The organism is Pseudomonas sp. DSV-1 (assembly GCF_035830915.1).
Classification (GTDB): domain Bacteria; phylum Pseudomonadota; class Gammaproteobacteria; order Pseudomonadales; family Pseudomonadaceae; genus Aquipseudomonas.
On record NZ_JAYMYG010000001.1, the window covers coordinates 4,907,440 to 4,923,883 of the forward strand.

Sequence of the window (16,444 nt, forward strand, 5' to 3'; positions counted from 1 at the left end):
GTGCACATCTTTAACCTTTAGTAGGTTCGCGCTTCCAACACCGGGCCAAAGCTGGCAACATCGCGACCTTTTTTAAGCGACACCTGTCTGGCCGAACGGCGAAATACGGGGTCGGTTGTTGTCGGCGCGACACTCTGCTGTAGCGATGCGACAAACTGCCACCCTCACGTCTTTTGTGTCTTCAGGGCGGCTGGTTGCCTCTGCAACCCTATGCTAGCTTGGCCTGCGCCAGGAAGGCCGCCCAACAGCAGGATCGCACCCGAACACAATGAGGAACGCACATGGCTTTGGCCACGCTCGCGCTTGAAATCCGCAACTTGCACAAACGCTACGGCGAGCTTGAGGTACTTAAAGGTATCTCGCTGACCGCACGCGACGGCGACGTGATCTCGATCCTGGGTTCTTCCGGTTCCGGCAAATCCACCCTGTTGCGCTGCATCAACCTGCTCGAAAACCCCCACGACGGCCAGATCCTGGTCGCCGGTGAAGAGCTCAAACTCAAGAAAGCCAAAAATGGCGAACTGATCGCGGCCGACGGCAAGCAGATCAACCGCATGCGCAGTGAACTGGGTTTTGTATTTCAAAACTTTAACCTGTGGCCGCACATGACCATCCTCGACAACATTATCGAGGCTCCGCGTCGGGTGCTGGGCCAGAGCAAGGCCGAGGCCATCGAAGTCGCCGAAGCATTGCTGGCCAAGGTCGGCATTGGCGAAAAGCGCCATGCCTATCCATCCGAATTGTCCGGCGGCCAGCAACAACGCGCGGCAATTGCCCGCACGCTGGCCATGCAGCCCAAAGTCATTCTGTTCGATGAACCAACATCGGCACTTGACCCGGAAATGGTTCAAGAAGTACTTAGTGTGATCCGCGCGCTCGCCGAAGAAGGTCGCACTATGCTGTTGGTCACCCACGAAATGGGCTTTGCCCGTCAGGTGTCCAGCGAAGTAGTGTTTTTGCATCAGGGCCTGATCGAAGAGCAAGGGTCGCCAGAACAGGTGTTCGACAACCCGGTTTCGGCGCGCTGTAAACAATTCATGTCCAGCAACCGCTAACGGAGCAACACGAATGCAGAACTATAAAAAGCTTCTCATGGCCGCTGCCGCCACACTGGTTTTCAGCGCCAACGCCCTGGCTGTTGATAAGTACAAAGTAGGGATTGAGGGTGCTTACCCACCGTTCAATAACAAAAACGCCAGTGGCGAAGTCGTGGGCTTCGACCCCGATATCGCGATGGCTCTGTGCGCCAAGATGAAAGCCGAGTGCGAAATCGTTACGTCCGACTGGGACGGCATCATCCCGGCCCTGAACGCCAAAAAATACGATTTCATCGTGTCTTCGCTGTCCATCACTGACGAACGCAAGCAAGCGGTCGATTTCACCGACCCGTACTACTCCAACAAGCAGCAGTTCATCGCACCGAAAAAAGTCGACTTCAAAACCGACATCGCGTCCCTCAAGGGCAAGGCCCTGGGCACCCAGCGTTCAACTCAGGCCGCAACCTGGCTGGATGACAACCTGGGCACCGACGCGACCATCTCCTTGTACGACACCCAGGAAAACGCCTACCTCGACCTGACTTCGGGCCGTGTAGATGCCTTGCTGGCAGATAAGTACGCCAACTACGACTGGCTCAAAAGCCCGGCTGGCCAGGCTTACGAGTTTAAGGGTGAGCCGGTCAACGAAGACGACAAAGTCGGCATTGCCCTGCGTAAAGGCGACAACGAACTGCGCGCCAAGCTGAACCTGGCCCTCAAGCAAATCGTTGAAGACGGCACGTACAAGAAGATCAACGACAAGTACTTCCCGTTCAGCATCTACTGACCTGCCTGACCGTCGCGCCTGCGGGCGCGACAGTCCCTAGCAAAGCCTGCCTACCCCATGACTATCGATCTATACGGATTCGGCCCGGCGCTTGCCGCTGGCGCGCTGATGACCGTCAAACTGGCACTTACTGCGCTGTGTCTGGGCCTGGTGCTCGGATTGCTCGGTGCCTTGGCCAAAACATCCCCCTACAAACCGCTTAGATGGTTGGGCGGCGCCTATTCGACCCTGGTTCGTGGTGTTCCCGAACTGCTCTGGGTGTTGCTGATTTACTTCGGCAGCGTGAATCTGGTGCGCGCCATCGGCGAATACATCGGCATGCCCGAACTCACCCTCAGCGCCTTCGCGGCGGGTGTACTCGCCTTGGGCCTGTGCTTTGGTGCCTATGCCACTGAAGTGTTTCGCGGCGCCATTCTGGCCATCCCCAAAGGCCACCGCGAAGCGGGCATGGCACTGGGTTTGTCCAAACCGCGGATCTTCACCAAGCTGGTTCTGCCACAAATGTGGCGTATCGCCCTGCCCGGCCTGGGCAACCTGTTCATGATCCTGATGAAAGACACCGCGCTGGTGTCGGTCATCGGTCTGGAAGAAATCATGCGCCAGGCGCAAAACGCCGTGACCTTCGCCAAACACCCGTTCACCTTCTACATGGTGGCAGCCGTGATGTACCTGGGCCTGACCGTACTGGCCATGGGCACCATGCACGTGCTTGAAAAACGCGCAGCGCGCGGCTTCGTGAGGAGGACGTAATGGAGTGGGAAGTAATCCTCAAATGGCTGCCCAAGCTGATGCAGGGCGCGACCCTGACCCTGGAGCTGACCGCAATTTCGGTGATCGCCGGTCTGATCGTGGCCATCCCCCTGGGCATCGCCCGCTCATCCAAACTCTGGTATGTGCGTTCGCTGCCTTACGCGTACATCTTTTTCTTCCGTGGCACGCCACTGCTGATCCAGCTGTTTCTGGTCTATTACGGCCTGGCACAGTTCGATCTGGTGCGTGAAAGCGCGTTGTGGCCGTATCTGCGCAGCCCGTTCTGGTGCGCGATCATCACCATGACCCTGCACACCGCCGCCTACATCGCCGAGATCCTGCGCGGCGCGATCCAGGCCATCCCGCCGGGTGAAATCGAGGCTGCACGGGCCCTGGGCATGTCGCGCTTCAAGACCCTGGTGCATATCGTCCTGCCCCGCGCCACGCGCATCGGCCTGCCGGCGTACAGCAACGAAGTGATCCTGATGCTCAAGGCCAGCTCGCTGGCGAGTACCGTGACCCTGCTGGAACTGACCGGCATGACGCGCACCATCATCGCCCGCAACTACCTGACCGTGGACATGTTCCTGACCGCAGGGGCGATCTACCTGCTGATGTCGTTTGTACTGATCCAGGGGTTCAAGCTGCTGGAGCGCTGGTTGCGCGTCGATGCCTGCCAGGGCCGCTGACCACGAGGGCGAGCCGCTGCTCGCCCGCTTTGAGGCGCTGGACAGGTTTTTGCACGACCACCAGCACCTGTGGCGCCCACGGCCATTCACTCATCTGAACATGCCGTGGGAAGCGCAACACCCCGAACTGGCGCACTGGTTGCGCCAGCGTTCGTTGCAAGACGCCGAAGCCAGTCACAACAACCCCCAACACTTGCCTGCCCCTGCGCCGTTCCCTGAACTGGCGGCGACTTCCCTCGCCCTGAGTTCGGTTGACCGCCTGCCCACCCAGCCGCTTGCGCCCGCAAGCCAGCGTTTGCAGGTGGACGTGCCGGGACGCAAGTGGCAACAGATTGAAGCCTTCGCCCGGAGCCTGACCTTCAATCAAATCCCCGCCCACTGGCTGGACTGGTGCTCGGGCAAAGGTCATCTGGGTCGTCGACTGCTAAGCCCCGGGCAACAACTGACGTGCCTGGAATATGACCCGGCTTTGATCGAGTCCGGCCAGCAACTCAGCCAGCGCCATCACTTGGCCGTGCGCCATGTTCAACAGGATGTGCTCGCGCCCGAAGCGGCCTTGCAGCTCACCCCCGGGATGACCCCGGTGGCGCTGCATGCCTGCGGCGATTTGCATGTGCGCCTGCTGCAACTGGCGTGCGCGGCGGGCTGTGGGCAACTTGCCGTGTCGCCTTGCTGCTACAACCGCATCAGCGCGCCGCACTGTCAGCCGTTATCCACAGCCGCCAGGGCTTCGCACTTGCAACTGTCACTGGAGGACCTGAGCCTGCCCATGAGCGAGACCGTGACCGCTGGCGCCCGTGTTAGGCGCCAGCGCGACGAGTCGATGGCGCGGCGTTTGGGTTTTGATCTGTGGCAGCGCCAGCACCGTCAGTGCGATGAATATTTATCCACACCTTCGCTGCCGAGTACCTGGCTGAACAAGCCGTTTGCCGAGTACTGCGAAGATTTGGCAGCGCTGAAAAACTTATCCACAAGCGGCAGGGAAGATTGGTCGGCACTGGAAGCAGCAGGTTGGAAACGACTGGCACAGGTGCGCAATCTGGAGTTGGTGCGCGGGCTTTTCCGTCGCCCGCTGGAGGTGTGGCTGGTGCTCGATCGAGCGCTGTACCTGAAGGAAAACGGCTATGAAGTACAGGTCGGCGAGTTCTGCGACAGCCAGCTGACGCCGCGTAATTTGATGATGCTTGCGCAACGCTGTGCATAACCCTGTGGGAGCGGGCTTGCTCACGATTCAGGCGCTGCGGTCTGACAGGTAAACCACAGCGATCCCATCGCGAGCAAGCCCGCTCCCACACAGGTTGTTGCAGGCCTACGAACCGCGGTACGTCGAGAAGCCGTACGGGCTGAGCAGCAGCGGAATGTGGTAATGCTGATCGGCGTTTTTCACTTCAAAAATCACCGGGATTTCCGGGAAGAACGTCTCATGGCCAGCTTTCTTGAAATACTCACCGGTTTTGAACACCACTCGATATTCACCCGCCTCGAACGCTTGCCTGGCCGGGAACAGTTCGCCAATACGACCCTGTTCATTGGTCACGCCCTGAGCCAGCGGCTGCCAGTCTTTACCCACGTGTTTTTCCAGGGTCACGTTGACCCCCGGTGACGGCAGGCCGTTTTCAAGGTTGAGCACGTGTACGCTCAACGGGTTGCCAGCGGCCAGTGTCAGGCTCGACACAGCGCTCAGGCTCAAAGCCGCCAAAGTGATTCGCAAAGATTTCATCGGTCATCCTCTAATAATGGTTAAAAAACAATCAACTCAGCGTTGAGTCGTCAGGCCAATCTGTTGCGCCGCTTTTATTGCGCAGGCTTCGTCCTGCTCCGCACCGCCAGCACCGGCCACGCCAATGGCTCCCACCAGTTCGCCTTCGGCAAACAGCGGCACACCACCTCCCAACAACAACAGTTCGGCGATGGAATTAAGGTTGCTCGCCTCAGGATTGCTGCGTGCACGCTCGGCAAACAAACGGGTCGGGGTTTTGGTCGACAGTGCCGTGTAGGCTTTGCGCTGGCTGGCCAGCAGGTTGTGCGGGCCAACACTCTCTGGACGCATCGACATCAACACGTTGCCACCACGGTCCAGCACGCTCAGCGCACCGGTGCAGTGCTTGAGGGCCGCATCCGCCAACTGGCGGGCGGTGACCAGATCCAGATCGGCATGGCGCACCAGATTCGGGGCTGCCTGGGCCACGCCGGCAACGCCAACGGCAGTCCACAACAACAAGGTTTTCAGCATCTTTGGCTAGCTCCTGTACGAATGCGCCCACCTTAACCAGCGACCCTCGTCAGAACTCCGTCAGTTGCATTACAAGTTTGTAATAGGCAACACACCCGAAGGCGCCTAGCCTGTGCAGACGATTGATCGAGGTGTGCGATGCGTTTGTTAGTGGTTGAAGACGAAGCCAAGACGGCAGATTTCCTGGCCAAGGGCCTCAAGGAGTCAGGCTTTGCGGTGGATGTGGCACTGAACGGGCTGGACGGCCGTTACTTTGTCGAACAGCAGGAATACGACCTGATCATCCTCGACGTGATGCTGCCGGGACTCAATGGCTGGCAATTGCTGCAACTGATTCGCCAGCGCGGCGCCACGCCGGTGCTGTTTTTAACTGCCCGGGATGCCATCGAAGACCGCGTGCGCGGCCTCGAACTGGGCGCAGACGATTATCTGCTCAAGCCATTTGCCTTTGCCGAGCTGCTCGCCCGGGTTCGTACCTTGCTGCGCCGTGGTCCCATGCGCGAAGCCGAGTCGTATGCCATCGCCGATCTTGAAATCGACGTGCTGCGCCGCCGCGTCAGCCGGGGCGGCCAGCGCATCAGCCTGACCAACAAGGAGTTCTCGCTTCTGCAACTGCTGGCCAGCCGCCAGGGCGAAGTCTTGTCACGCACCTTGATCGCTTCCCAGGTCTGGAACCTCAACTTCGACAGCGACACCAATATGGTCGAAGTCGCCGTGCGCCGGTTGCGCGCCAAGGTCGACGACCCCTATATGCCCAAACTTATCCACACCGTGCGTGGGGTCGGGTATCAGCTGGAAGCGCCCGATGAGTAAATCCATCGCCTGGCGTCTGGCGCTGGCGATTGCCCTGACCTGCGCACTGGTGCTGAGTGTGATCGGAGTGTTTCTGTATCGCTCACTGGCCTCGGAACTGGCGTTTCGTGACGATCAGGCGTTGCTGGGGCGCCTTGAACAGGTCCGTGCCCTGTTGCATGACAGCGACAGCCTGGAAGCCCTGCAGGAACGCCCGCGCCTGTATCAAAACATGCTGGGCAACCTGGACAGCGTGTTGCTGGTCAACCGCGAGGACGGCACCCCGCTCATTGCCATCAACCCCCATCAACAAGCCTTGCCCCCTGTGCAGCCGATTGCTCAAGCACAAGCTCCCCGGCGCTCGGATATCAAAATCGCAGGCACGACCGTGTTGCTGGCCGGGATGGCGCAAGGTCCCGCAGGGGAAACCTTGAGAGTAACCGTAGGCAAGCGTCTTGATGAGCGTGAGCAAATGCTCGCCAGCTATCGCATGCGTTTATACGGCGCGGTGGGATTGGGTGCCTTGCTGGCTTTCGGTCTTGGCCTGCTCCTGCTGCGTCGCGGCCTCACACCTTTACGCGAACTGACCCACGCCATGGCTGGCATCGACCCACGCAGCCTTGATCAACGCATGACCGCTGACAACGTACCTGCCGAACTCAAAGAGCCCGTACAGGCACTCAACGCCATGCTCGCTCGCCTGGAAGACAGCTTTGCACGGTTGTCGCAGTTCTCCGCCGACCTGGCCCATGAAATTCGTACGCCTTTGCACAACTTGCTGGGTAGCAACAGCCTGGCACTGAACCAGTCACGCAGCCCGGCCGAGTACCAGGAGGTGCTGGCGTCGAATATCGAAGAATATGAACGGCTCAATCGCATGGCAGAAAACCTGATGTTTCTCGCCCGCTCCGAACACGGCCAGCGCCCGTTGCAGTTGCAAGTGCTGGACCTTGCTGAGGTGGGTGACGGGCTGTGTGATTACTTCGAGGCGCTGGCCGAGGATCGTCAATTGCACCTGGACAATCAGCTCGGCGGGTCGCTGATGGCCGATCAGCAACTGCTGCAACGGGCATTGGGCAACCTGCTGGCCAATGCCGTGCGCCATGCCCAGCCCGGTTCGACGGTACGCTTGCTGCGGCGCGACGAGACCGGGGTTTGCTGGATTGGCGTGCATAACCTTGGCCCGGCGATCGATCCGCAACATATCGACAAACTGTTCGACCGCTTTTACCGGGCAGACCCGTCACGGGCACAACCGGGTGACTCTGGCGGCCTGGGCCTGGCGATAGTGCATTCGATCATGCAGTTGCATGGCGGCCAGGTGCGGGTGGTGAGCGATGCCAGCGGCACGTTGTTTGAGCTGGGATTCAGCCTGTAACCGATTTTTTGGGGCACATCACGGCCCCACAAGTCTTGAGCCATGCAATCAGGCTGATCAGTTGCCCAGGGCTGCGGCAATGGCTTTTCCGACGTCCTGAGTCGAGGCCGTGCCGCCCAGATCCGGCGTCTTCGGACCACTGGCAATCACATCCTCAATGGCGCGCAAAATAGCGTCATGGGCAGCCTGATAACGGTCATCACCCTTCCCCAAAAACTCCAGCATCAGTGCGCCCGACCAGACCATGGCGATCGGGTTAGCGATGTTTTGACCGGAAATATCCGGCGCAGAACCGTGAACCGGCTCGAACAGTGAAGGAAAGTTACGCTCCGGGTTGAGGTTGGCCGAAGGCGCAATACCGATAGTGCCCGCGCAGGCCGGCCCCAGGTCCGACAGGATGTCGCCGAACAGGTTAGACGCCACCACCACATCAAACCGGTCGGGTTGCAGTACGAAACGGGCGCACAGAATGTCGATGTGCTGCTTGTCCCAGCTGACTTGTGGATAGTGTGCAGCCATCGCTTCAGTGCGCTCGTCCCAGTACGGCATGCTGATGGAAATACCGTTGGATTTGGTGGCCGAGGTCACGTGCTTGCGTGGACGCTCCTTGGCCACTTCGAAAGCGTATTTAAGAATCCGGTCTACGCCGCGTCGGGTAAACACGGACTCTTGCAGGACCAATTCGTTTTCAGTGCCTTCAAACATCCGCCCGCCCACCGAGGAATATTCGCCTTCGGTGTTTTCGCGAATCACTACAAAATCGATATCACCCGGCTCACGCCCTGCCAGCGGGCATGCCACGCCGGGGAACAACCGCACCGGGCGAATGTTCACGTATTGATCAAACTCACGGCGAAATTTGAGCAGCGAGCCCCACAGCGAGATGTGATCAGGCACTTTGTCCGGCCAGCCCACGGCGCCAAAGAAGATGGCGTCGAAGCCCTTGAGCTGCTCAAACCAGTTGTCCGGCATCATCTGCCCGTGACGCTCGTAGTAATCGCAACTGGCCCACTCAAAGGTTTCAATCGACAGGTTCAGGTCCCACTTTTTGGCGGCGGCCTCCACAACGCGCAGGCCTTCGGGCAGTACTTCGTTACCAATGCCGTCACCGGCGATGGCCGCAATTCTGAATGTCTTGCTCATGGGGCTGACTCTTGATGAGGAGAAGTGGGCCCATGATATAAAGCGAGCCTGCAAAGATAATCAGGTGAAACGTTGATGGATAAGACACGATTCGTGAACAATCTGCCGAATCTCGACGACCTGCGGGTATTCGTGGTCGTGGCGCGGCGCTCCAGCTTTGCCGCCGCCGCCAGCGAGTTAGGGGTTTCACCGGCCTATGTGAGCAAACGCATACAACTGCTGGAGCACAGTATTGGCGTGCGCCTGTTGCATCGCACCACCCGTCGCGTGGCCGTCACCGATGATGGGGAACGTGTCTATCACTGGGCTTTGCATATTTTTGATGCCGTTGAGCAAATGAGCGACGAAGTCTCGGCACTGCATCAGGAACCTCGGGGACAGTTACATATCGTCAGCAGTTTCGGGCTGGGTCGACGCCATGTTGGTCCCGCGCTTTCAGCACTGTCGCAACGCTACCCGGCGCTGGATATCCGCTTCGATATGTTTGACCGTCTGGTGGATTTGATTGAAGAAGGCTACGACCTGGACATCCGAATCGGCGACCACATTGCGCCCAACCTGATTGCCAAACTGCTGGCCAACAACGCCCGCGTGCTCTGCGCCAGCCCTGAATACCTGCAACGCCACGGCGAACCCCGCACGTTGGCAGAACTGTCAGGCCATGAATGCCTGGTCATCAAAGAGCGCGACCATCCGTTCGGGCTCTGGCGCTTGCAGGGACCGGAGGGCGAAGAAAGCGTGAAAGTGACCGGCGCCCTATCGGCCAACCACGGCGAAGTGGTGCATCAATGGGGGATAGACGGCCGTGGGATCTTGCTGCGCTCGCAGTGGGACGTGCGCAAAAGCCTCGAAAACGGCAAATTGGTGCACATTCTTCAGGACTACAGCCAACAGGCAAATATCTGGGCCGTTTACGCTGCACCGCTGGCCAATTCAGCGAAAGTTCGGGTCACGGTCGAGCACTTGCGCCAGTACTTCAGCGAGCCTCGGCGCGAATCGTGAAAATAGTCTGTTATCAGGGGTTTACAAGCTCAAACATCCGGGTATACTCGTCGCCCATAACGCCGGTATAGCTCAGTTGGTAGAGCAACTGACTTGTAATCAGTAGGTCCCGAGTTCGACTCTTGGTGCCGGCACCATACAAAGCTTCAGAGACAGCTTCTACAGTCTTTGAAGCTCCCGAAAAACCCGCCTTAAGGCGGGTTTTTTCGTTTTGGCGCTCCACCGAGCTCCGCCAGAATTTTATGGGTACCAGCCGTTTAAGGCTAAAGATCATTCGATACCCATATATGGCGCGCACCACCGCCCCTCTCTCCGATTCGGCTTGCCATTCAGCCAAGCCCACCGACCACGCCTACAAGCTTTCCGACGGCGACGGTCTCTACTGACCAAAATCGCGCATGAGTTCACCAACCAGATTTGGGAGAACGTTACTCGGATGACACGGGCGTTTGACACTGGAGCAATGAGAAAGAACTGATGTGGACGCCTCAACAGCACAAAGCATCAAGCTCGCTATCTTTTCCACAACCGTGCTATCAAGTGACGCTGATCACCATCACCCGAGGATTTAAGCCCTATATTGGCTGCTTGGGTGCTTTCATCATTGCTTGTGCTGGCGAGTGGGTGGACCGGTGGGACGATCTTGAAAGTCTCGGTTACTGGCGCTGGCAAGCAAGCGCTCAAGATTCAACACCTTGTTTTGGCTGACTGCACTCACACTGTTTTTGGTATTAAAGTACCGCAAGTAAGCATAGGCTGGAGATGCCTATGGTGTCGGAAGCATTCCATCGAGTGTTCTTCATACTCAACCTAAATAGCCGTTTCCGGTCATCAATAATGAACCGTTTTACTTACTGCTGTTAACATGTGGAAAGCCTAAAAATAGACAGTCAACGGAACTGTTTCCAAAAAACCGGCTTACTCACATATGGATTACGACGTGAAGAAAATTGCCATTCTGCAGTCCAATTATGTCCCTTGGAAGGGCTATTTCGACCTCATCGCGGCAGTGGATGAATTCATACTTTACGATGATATGCAGTTCACTAAAAATGACTGGCGCAACCGTAACCAAATCAAGACGCCACAGGGTGTACAGTGGCTAACCGTGCCAGTAGGCAAGGATATTCATCGCCGTATCCGCGATGTGCAACTTGTCGATGGCTGGCAAATCAAGCACTGGAAAACGCTGGAAAGCAACTACAGGCGGGCAGCTCATTTTGATGCTATCGCTAGCTGGCTGCGCCCTCTGTACTTAGATGCGTCATACAGTCATCTGACCCAGCTGAACAAAAATCTTATCAAAGCTATCTGCGACTATCTGGGGATTCATACGCGAATATCCTGCTCCTGGGATTACGAACTTGGAGAGGGTAAAACCGAGCGTCTTGTGGACTTGTGTCTACAGGCGGGCGCCAATGCATATATCTCCGGGCCATCGGCCAAAGATTATTTGCAGCCCGAATTGCTGCAAGCGCAAGGCATTGACCTGCACTGGTTCGACTACAGTGACTATCGTGAATATCCACAACTGTGGGGCTCGTTCGTCCATGGCGTCAGCATTCTTGATCTGCTCTTCAATTGCGGCCCGAAATCTCAAATTTATATGAAGTTTGCCAATTTATGAGACTGTCCATTGTTGCCACCCTGTATCAATCTGCTGAACACCTCCTGGAGTTCCACGCACGCTGCTGTCGCGCCGCAGAAGCACTTGTAGGCGATGACTATGAAATCGTCCTGGTCAATGACGGCTCACCTGATGACAGCCTGGGGCGTGCCATTCGCCTGACGGAAACTGACCCACATGTGGTGCTGGTAGACCTGTCAAGAAACTTCGGCCATCACAAAGCAATGATGACTGGTCTTGCGCACGCCAGGGGCGACGAGGTGTTCTTGATCGACAGCGATCTGGAGGAGCCACCGGAATGCCTGCTGACTTTTTCAGAGCACATGCGCGGCGAGGGCTGTGACGTAGTCTATGGTGTTCAAGAGCAACGCAAAGGAAGTGTGTTCGAGCGCTTGAGCGGCAGCCTCTTTTGGACGTTGATCAACCAACTCTCTGGCTTGTCACTCCCCGCCAATGTGGTCACCGCACGCTTGATGAGTCGACGTTACATCGATGCACTGCTGGGCCATGAAGAGCGAGAGGTTTTCATGGCCGGGTTATTTCATATTACCGGCTTTACACAAAAGGCCGTCCCAATCCAAAAGCTCAGCACAAGCAAATCGACCTACACCTTCAGGCGCAAGTTGTCGCTGGTGGTGAACTCCGTTACCTCTTTCAGCGTCCTGCCGCTGGTCGCCATTTTTTATATCGGTCTGATCATTTTCTCGTTTGCCTGCTGCTATTCCGCATATCTACTGATCATTTGGCTATTTTTCTCATACACCATGCCGGGCTGGACTTCGGTAATGGTCTCGATCTGGTTGCTTGGCGGCCTGATACTTTCCTGCATGGGAATCATTGGAATTTACCTTTCCAAGGTATTCTCTGAAAGCAAACGTCGCCCCTATACCATCATCAGGAACATCTATGGCCGCTCATAAAGGCATGCACTTCTGGCAAAAGGTACGCCAGGTACTGGATCGAGCAACAGAATGATCGGCCTGACAGCTCGACTGAAAAAACGGATTCCTGCAGCACAACTACTCAAATATGCCTTGGTTGGCTTGCTCAGCAATGGCTTGGGCTATGTTCTTTATCTGTTTTTGATAGCACTGGGGAGCACGCCGAAGCTGACCATGACCGCGCTCTATATAACTGGCGCGCTCATTAGTTTCGTTGGCAACCAACGTTTGACTTTTTCATACCAGGGAGGGACCTTGGGGTCAGGTATACGATTCGTCCTGGCTCATGCGGTCGGATATGCCATCAACTTCTGTCTGCTCGCCGTGTTAGTGGATCACTTTGGTTATGCTCACCAGTGGGTTCAGGCCCTAGCAATCTTTGTAGTTGCTGGCTATCTTTTCCTGGCCCTAAAATTCTTCGTATTCAAGGCAACGCCATGACATCACCCAACCGCTCGCCATTCCCGTCATCATCCTATGGGCAACTTGCGCAGGCGGAATCTGGCCATTGGTGGTTCAGAGTGCGCAACATGGTAGTCCTATGGGCTTTGGCCAAGAAGGTAAAACCCTTCAACAACTTGTTAGAGGTCGGTTGCGGCACTGGATATGTGCTCGAAGGTATCCGCCGTACCTGGCCGCAAATCGAACTGCACGGTTCGGAATACTTTGAAGAAGGTCTGGAGTACGCCCGCAAGCGAGTCCCTACTGCACAGCTTAGGCAGCTCGACGCGACCACGATGGATGAAATCGATAGATATGATGTAGTTGCTGCATTCGACGTCATAGAGCATATAGAACAGGACGAAACAGTATTGCGCAATCTTGCCCGAGCAATTCGCCCTGGGGGATCGCTCGTCCTGACCGTGCCGCAACACCGTTGGCTTTGGTCGCAAGTGGACGAGTATGCGTGCCATGTGCGCCGCTATAGCCGAGAAGAACTGGTGAACAAGGTTCAGCAATCCGGCCTGCAAGTCAGCTATGTCAGTTCATTCGTAAGCCTTCTGGTGCCCTTGATGTGGCTTTCCCGTAAGCGTGCGAGCAGTCAGCATGACCCCATGAGCGAATTCAACATTCCTCGCTGGCTCAATAAGTCCCTAGAAATATTCATGAAAACCGAACTCCTGTTGCTCAAGGCAGGTGTGCGCTTTCCCGTCGGTGGCTCGCTGTTGCTTATCGCCACCAAACCCTGATCGTCTTCTTGGAACACTGCGATGGATAGCGGAAAAATCCAATTTAATCGACCTCACATGACCGGCAAGGAGCTGTATTACATCGCCGAAGCCAAGTTTGGGAATATGCTGGCAGGAGATGGCCCGTTCACCAAACGCTGTCACCAGTGGCTGGAAAACACCACCAGTTGCAACAAGGCACTGCTGACTCACTCTTGCACTGCGGCATTGGAAATGGCTGCCCTGCTCCTGGATATTCAACCCGGCGATGAGATCATCATGCCGTCCTATACCTTCGTATCCACTGCCAACGCGTTTGTGCTGCGTGGCGGCGTACCGGTGTTTGTTGATATTCGTGAAGACACGCTGAATCTCGACGAGCGGTTGATCGAGGCAGCAATCACCCCGCGCACCCGAGTGATTGTTCCCGTGCACTATGCAGGTGTGGCCTGCGAGATGGACAGCATTCTGGCGATTGCTCAACGATATGGTTTGCACATTGTCGAGGATGCCGCACAAGGCATCATGGCCTGCTACAAAGGCCGGCCTTTGGGCAGCCTTGGCAGCCTTGGTGCATTGAGCTTCCACGAAACCAAAAATGTTATATCGGGCGAAGGCGGCGCTCTGCTGGTCAACAACCCGGATTTGGCCCGGCGTGCTGAGATCATTCGCGAAAAAGGCACAGATCGCAGCAGCTTTTTTCGAGGTGAAGTGGACAAGTACACCTGGCAAGAGGTCGGCTCGTCATTCCTGCCTGGCGAATTGATCGCGGCATTCCTCTGGGCCCAACTGGAGGAAGCCAAAAACATCACTGAACAGCGCCTGGCCTGTTGGCACCATTATCATGATGCCCTGGCTCCTTTGGAACATAAGGGTTTGCTCAGGCGTCCAGTCATACCCGCTGAATGCACCCACAATGCGCACATGTACTATGTACTGCTGGACTCGCAGATTGATCGCCAGGCGGTACTCGACGCACTAAAAAATGCGGGCGTTCACTCCGTGTTTCACTATGTACCACTGCATTCGTCGCCAGCTGGCAAACGCTATGGCAGGGTTCATGGCTCAATGGCCGTGACCGACCGGCAATCGGAACGGCTTATCCGATTACCATTGTGGATCGGGTTAACGACCGAACAGCAAAATCGCGTTATTACTGTGCTAGTGGCAGCGCTTTGCAATTCATCTAAGTAAAGCGCCCACTAAGTGCCCCTGCGCTGCAGGGGCCTAGCCCTACCTGGCACCAAAATCGACGCAGCAATAACCACGGTCATTCTGACGCTGGGTATCTCGAAACTCATCAGGTACCCACTCACAGCGGGTGATCAGACCCGGACTATTTCTTTCTTTGAGAAACGGCAATAACTTGCCATTGAGCAGGTCACCGCCGTAACCAAACTTCGAAATGTACAGAACATGCACAGGACTGCGATCTTTCAGGTAGGCAAAGTAAGTCATGTGATCCACCACTACATGCTCAGCTAGATCCGTCGGAATATGGCAAGACTGACCCAGCTCCCTGATCGAATCCAGGTGTGCTTGCACGCCAAGTACCGGTATGGACAACGGCTGACCAGGAATACTGGCGCTTGCATAATCGGCATTGCGTAGAAGATTCGGCGTTATCAAATAGAACAGTGTGAACAATGAAACCAGCGAAAGGCCAACTGCAGACAACAGAGTCAGGCGTCCCGTTACGGTGCCTGACAGTCGTGACCTGACAGCAGGAAAACAATGGAAGAGCAAGGCAACAATAACAATAGACAGCGGAATATATTGGATGCCGGAATAGAAATTCTGAAGCTTATACAGGGTGATATTTATTAGATCGCCCGCAGCCAGCAAGGCCGCCAGAAAGAGGGGCACCGAAATCCGTCGACGCACCAGGAATACCACAGCCAGTCCTATCGCCAGCAAGTGGCTGCACACCACCAGACTCAACAGTGTGAAACGAATGAGCGGGTTCAACCAGAACAACAGCCCTGAACTTTCTGTCAAGGGTGGTAGCCACCCCGATTGAAATGTCGGATTGAAGGTCAAGTGAAGAAGCATGCGACGGGGAAACTTGCGTATATTTTCCCAAGCAGTTCCAAAGAACTCTAGAGGATCGCTCAACAGCGTTCCAGGCATCAGGCTGTTGGCAGAAAGTATCGACTGAACGGCTGGGGCATCCTGGCACTGCCCTAAGAGGCTGGCATCAAGCAACACCTGCGCACTCAACGCAATTACATAGAGAAGTAGGCCAGCACGAATTATCAGTTTGAAGTTTCGAGTTGCGATCCAAGTGGCCGCAAGAAAGAACGGAGTAAAGAATAAGCTCTTGGGGTGCGCATAGAAAAATACTGACATCAATAGGGCCAGCACGGCCATGATGACCAATTGTTGCCCTTTACTGCTCGGCCTGAGGGGATACAGCGCCAATATGCAAAAAAGTAAAATCGGCAATAACATAAATTGCTCGGGACGAGACATCACCCAGAGATACGGCATGACTCCAAGGGCTGCGAAGGAAGCCAGCAAGGTGAAGCTCCCAACCCATCGCTCTGGTGACTGCCGACGACACCAGTAACCCAAAAGTGCAAACCACATCAGTGCAAGCACAACACCACTCACTCGTACGCCTAATGGCTCTAAGTAGGCATACACTGAAGAAATAAGTATCGCTGCCGGATAAAAGACCCAAGCTACACCGTGTCCGACAGTTGTGGCGCATTGTGGGAAAAACGAGAGCATCTGCCCGTTTTCCAAGAAAAAACGGGCCATGCTGAACTTGTTCATGATCTCATCCGAGTAAACCGGAAGAAACACTCCGCTTAGCAGCGCACCGATCAGCACCATGGGCATCAGAAGTAAAATTTTTGTATTTGCAACGTCACTCATAGAAAAATGCCTGGCT

The 16,444-nt window shown here is 56.1% G+C and carries 17 protein-coding genes and 1 tRNA gene; 14 read left to right on the forward strand and 4 right to left on the reverse strand.

What is annotated here, in order from left to right; translation table 11 throughout:
- The first annotated feature begins 281 nt into the window (after positions 1 to 281).
- From VSQ83_RS22750 to VSQ83_RS22770, 5 genes are read left to right on the forward strand one after another with little or no spacing between them, the layout of a single operon-like run.
- Positions 282 to 1,055 (forward strand): ABC transporter ATP-binding protein, encoded by a 774-nt coding sequence (locus VSQ83_RS22750; protein ID WP_326427577.1) that lies wholly within the window; start codon positions 282 to 284, stop codon positions 1,053 to 1,055.
- Between the two features lie 13 nt (positions 1,056 to 1,068).
- Positions 1,069 to 1,824, forward strand: a complete 756-nt coding sequence (locus tag VSQ83_RS22755) for an ABC transporter substrate-binding protein (protein WP_019824783.1) — start codon at positions 1,069 to 1,071, stop codon at positions 1,822 to 1,824.
- A 57-nt stretch (positions 1,825 to 1,881) separates the two neighbouring features.
- On the forward strand, positions 1,882 to 2,574 hold the full coding sequence (locus VSQ83_RS22760) for an ABC transporter permease (RefSeq protein WP_133079107.1): 693 nt from the start codon (positions 1,882 to 1,884) through the stop codon (positions 2,572 to 2,574).
- A complete protein-coding gene (locus VSQ83_RS22765; protein WP_046810328.1) occupies positions 2,574 to 3,263 on the forward strand; it encodes an ABC transporter permease in 690 nt (229 codons plus the stop codon). Before VSQ83_RS22760 ends, VSQ83_RS22765 begins: the two co-directional genes overlap by 1 nt.
- A complete protein-coding gene (locus VSQ83_RS22770) occupies positions 3,244 to 4,467 on the forward strand; it encodes a methyltransferase (RefSeq protein ID WP_326427578.1) in 1,224 nt (407 codons plus the stop codon). The genes VSQ83_RS22765 and VSQ83_RS22770 overlap by 20 nt, the downstream gene beginning before the upstream one ends.
- A 105-nt stretch (positions 4,468 to 4,572) precedes the next feature.
- Here the strand turns inward: VSQ83_RS22770 and uraH are convergent, their stop codons facing one another.
- On the reverse strand, positions 4,573 to 4,983 hold the full coding sequence (gene uraH / locus VSQ83_RS22775; protein WP_326427579.1) for a hydroxyisourate hydrolase: 411 nt from the start codon (positions 4,981 to 4,983) through the stop codon (positions 4,573 to 4,575).
- A 36-nt stretch (positions 4,984 to 5,019) separates the two neighbouring features.
- Positions 5,020 to 5,496, reverse strand: a complete 477-nt coding sequence (locus VSQ83_RS22780) for a GlcG/HbpS family heme-binding protein (RefSeq protein WP_133079104.1) — start codon at positions 5,494 to 5,496, stop codon at positions 5,020 to 5,022.
- A 138-nt stretch (positions 5,497 to 5,634) separates the two neighbouring features.
- On the opposite strand from VSQ83_RS22780, the gene VSQ83_RS22785 reads away from it, so the two are divergent.
- Both VSQ83_RS22785 and VSQ83_RS22790 read left to right on the forward strand, forming a co-directional pair.
- Positions 5,635 to 6,309 (forward strand): heavy metal response regulator transcription factor, encoded by a 675-nt coding sequence (locus tag VSQ83_RS22785; protein ID WP_133079103.1) that lies wholly within the window; start codon positions 5,635 to 5,637, stop codon positions 6,307 to 6,309.
- On the forward strand, positions 6,302 to 7,666 hold the full coding sequence (locus VSQ83_RS22790) for a heavy metal sensor histidine kinase (RefSeq protein WP_326427580.1): 1,365 nt from the start codon (positions 6,302 to 6,304) through the stop codon (positions 7,664 to 7,666). Before VSQ83_RS22785 ends, VSQ83_RS22790 begins: the two co-directional genes overlap by 8 nt.
- 57 nt (positions 7,667 to 7,723) lie before the next feature.
- Here VSQ83_RS22790 and VSQ83_RS22795 read toward each other — a convergent pair whose 3' ends face one another.
- Positions 7,724 to 8,809: a tartrate dehydrogenase gene (locus tag VSQ83_RS22795; RefSeq protein WP_219262561.1), complete on the reverse strand. Its 1,086-nt coding sequence runs from the start codon at positions 8,807 to 8,809 to the stop codon at positions 7,724 to 7,726.
- Positions 8,810 to 8,884: 75 nt separating this feature from the next.
- Here VSQ83_RS22795 and VSQ83_RS22800 point away from each other — a divergent pair, with 75 nt between their 5' ends.
- From VSQ83_RS22800 to rffA, 7 genes are all read left to right on the forward strand, one after another.
- The gene (locus VSQ83_RS22800) at positions 8,885 to 9,811 is read left to right on the forward strand and encodes a LysR substrate-binding domain-containing protein (protein WP_326427581.1); all 927 of its coding nucleotides are present in this window, start codon (positions 8,885 to 8,887) and stop codon (positions 9,809 to 9,811) included.
- A gap of 61 nt (positions 9,812 to 9,872) precedes the next feature.
- Positions 9,873 to 9,948, forward strand: a tRNA-Thr gene (locus VSQ83_RS22805).
- Positions 9,949 to 10,751: 803 nt separating this feature from the next.
- Entirely contained in the window at positions 10,752 to 11,438 is a 687-nt protein-coding gene (locus tag VSQ83_RS22810) for a WbqC family protein (RefSeq protein WP_133079031.1), read from the forward strand.
- Positions 11,435 to 12,358, forward strand: coding sequence for a glycosyltransferase family 2 protein (locus tag VSQ83_RS22815; RefSeq protein WP_133079032.1), 924 nt, complete (start codon positions 11,435 to 11,437; stop codon positions 12,356 to 12,358). Before VSQ83_RS22810 ends, VSQ83_RS22815 begins: the two co-directional genes overlap by 4 nt.
- 51 nt (positions 12,359 to 12,409) lie before the next feature.
- The gene (locus tag VSQ83_RS22820; RefSeq protein ID WP_326427582.1) at positions 12,410 to 12,820 is read left to right on the forward strand and encodes a GtrA family protein; all 411 of its coding nucleotides are present in this window, start codon (positions 12,410 to 12,412) and stop codon (positions 12,818 to 12,820) included.
- A complete protein-coding gene (locus VSQ83_RS22825; RefSeq protein WP_133079034.1) occupies positions 12,817 to 13,569 on the forward strand; it encodes a class I SAM-dependent methyltransferase in 753 nt (250 codons plus the stop codon). Before VSQ83_RS22820 ends, VSQ83_RS22825 begins: the two co-directional genes overlap by 4 nt.
- 21 nt (positions 13,570 to 13,590) lie before the next feature.
- The gene (gene rffA, locus VSQ83_RS22830) at positions 13,591 to 14,742 is read left to right on the forward strand and encodes a dTDP-4-amino-4,6-dideoxygalactose transaminase (protein ID WP_133079035.1); all 1,152 of its coding nucleotides are present in this window, start codon (positions 13,591 to 13,593) and stop codon (positions 14,740 to 14,742) included.
- Positions 14,743 to 14,781: 39 nt separating this feature from the next.
- Here the strand turns inward: rffA and VSQ83_RS22835 are convergent, their stop codons facing one another.
- Positions 14,782 to 16,428, reverse strand: a complete 1,647-nt coding sequence (locus tag VSQ83_RS22835; protein WP_326427584.1) for a hypothetical protein — start codon at positions 16,426 to 16,428, stop codon at positions 14,782 to 14,784.
- Positions 16,429 to 16,444: the final 16 nt, after the last annotated feature.